2 protein-coding genes are annotated in these 1,798 nt (G+C 74.6%); both read left to right on the forward strand.

What is annotated here, in order from left to right:
- The first annotated feature begins 36 nt into the window (after positions 1 to 36).
- Positions 37 to 1,437 carry a protein-glutamate O-methyltransferase CheR gene (locus FV222_RS24980; protein ID WP_147815903.1) on the forward strand — a complete coding sequence of 467 codons (1,401 nt, stop codon included), beginning with the start codon at positions 37 to 39 and terminating at the stop codon, positions 1,435 to 1,437.
- Between the two features lie 37 nt (positions 1,438 to 1,474).
- Positions 1,475 to 1,798 (forward strand): alpha/beta fold hydrolase (locus FV222_RS24985; RefSeq protein WP_246685651.1); only part of this gene is annotated, 324 nt, incomplete at its 3' end.

The raw sequence follows: 1,798 nt of genomic DNA on the forward strand, positions 1-1,798 counted from the left end.
ACCGGGCGGCCGCCGGGACGGTCGGCGGCAAACCCGATGCGGCGGCCGTCCGGTCCGAGCCCTCACGCCGACCCGGGCTACGCCGCCCTGAAGGCGCGGATCATCGCGCGCACCGGCCACCACTACTACGCCGACAAGGACGACCTGCTGTTCGACCGCCTGCGGAGGCGGTTCAAGGCCTGCAACGTGGCCGACGCCGCCGCCTACGACGCGCGCCTGGACGACGGCGCCGGCGAGTGGGCGGCGCTGGAGGCCGAGATCACGATCGGCGAGACCTTCTTCTTCCGCTACGCCGAGCAGTTCGCCGCGTTGCGCGAGACCATCCTGCCCGGCCTGGTCGCGGCCCGCGGGACCGAACGCACCCTCCGGGTCTGGAGCGCCGGCTGCTCGACCGGCGCCGAGCCCTACTCGGTGGCGATCCTGCTGCATCAGCTGCTCGGGCCGGCGCTCCCCGACTGGCGGGTCTCGGTCGTCGGCACCGACATCAGCATCGCCGCGCTCGCCACCGCGCGGGCGGCCGAGTTCGGCCGCTGGGCCCTGCGGACGCTGCCGGTGGAGGAGCGCGTGCGCTACTTCCACCGCGTCCCGGCGAGCCCCGGCGCGACCCGCGAGGGCGGCTACGCACTGCGGCCGGAGTTCCGGCGCATGGTGCGCTTCGAGCGCCAGAACCTGATGAGCCTCATCGACGGCAGCATGCCCGAGGGCTTCGACGGGTTCGACCTCATCCTGTGCCGCAACGTCCTGATCTATTTCAGCGCCGAGACCGTCGCCGGGATCGTGCGGGCGCTCGGACGGCGCCTGCGCCCCGGCGGCTGGCTGCTGATCGGCCACGCCGAGCCCCACCCGGCCTTCGCCGGCTGGCTCGAGGCGGTGAACCTGCCGGGCACCGTCGCCTATCGCCGGCCGCCCGAATCGGCTCCTGCACCGCAACCCGAGACTCGCGGGGAGCCGCCGCCGTCCTCGCCCCTCGTCGAAGCATCGTCGTTCGAATTCCGTCCGGCGGCAGACATGCTCCTCGAGGCCTCCGGCGCGTCGGCCGTCGCCGAGATCGTCCGCCCGGCGCCGTCCGCGAAGGCTGCGGCCCCGATCGATCCGGCGCCCGCGGTGGTCATGACGCCCGACCTGGCGGCGGAGGACGTGGCGCTCGCCGTCCGCCGCGGCGGCGGCACCCCGGTCGTCGTGCTGCTCACCGATGGGCGCGCCAACGTCGACCGCACAGGGACTCCGGGCCGGCCGCGCGCCTCCGAGGACGCGCGCGCGGCAGCCCTGCGTTTCCGCGCGGCAGGATACGCTGCGATCCTCATCGACACCGCACCGCGACCCCAGGATTCGGCACGCGCGCTGGCCGAGGCGATGGGCGCCCGCTATCTCCCGTTGCCGCAGGCCGACGCCCGCAAGCTCAGTGCCGCGGTACGTGCCGCGGGCGAGGCGGCGTGACGGCGCGGGTCGGCAAGCTCGGGGAACGATGACACGCATGTCCGAGGACCGCCCGGATTGGGAGCGCGAGGGGCGCGACTGGCCGCATCGTGACGCGAGCCGCTTCGTCGAGGCCTCCGGTTTGCGCTGGCACGTGCAGGAGATGGGACCGGCCGACGCCCCCGTGCTGCTCCTCGTCCACGGGACGGGTGCGGCGACGCATTCCTGGCGCGGGCTGATGCCGGCGCTGGCCGGTCGCTTCCGCGTGATCGCGCCGGACCTGCCCGGCCACGGCTTCACCGATCCGTTGCCCGCCGGCCGCCTGTCGCTTCCCGGCATGGCGTCGGCGCTCGCCGACCTCACGACGCAGCTCGGCGTGCAT

This window comes from Methylobacterium sp. WL103, assembly GCF_008039885.1.
Classification (GTDB): domain Bacteria; phylum Pseudomonadota; class Alphaproteobacteria; order Rhizobiales; family Beijerinckiaceae; genus Methylobacterium; species Methylobacterium cerastii.

Coding starts and splice junctions, on each gene's coding strand:
- FV222_RS24980 (WP_147815903.1), top strand. CDS start 37: ATGCGGCGGCCGTCCGGTCCGAGCCCTCACGCCGACCCGGGCTACGCC.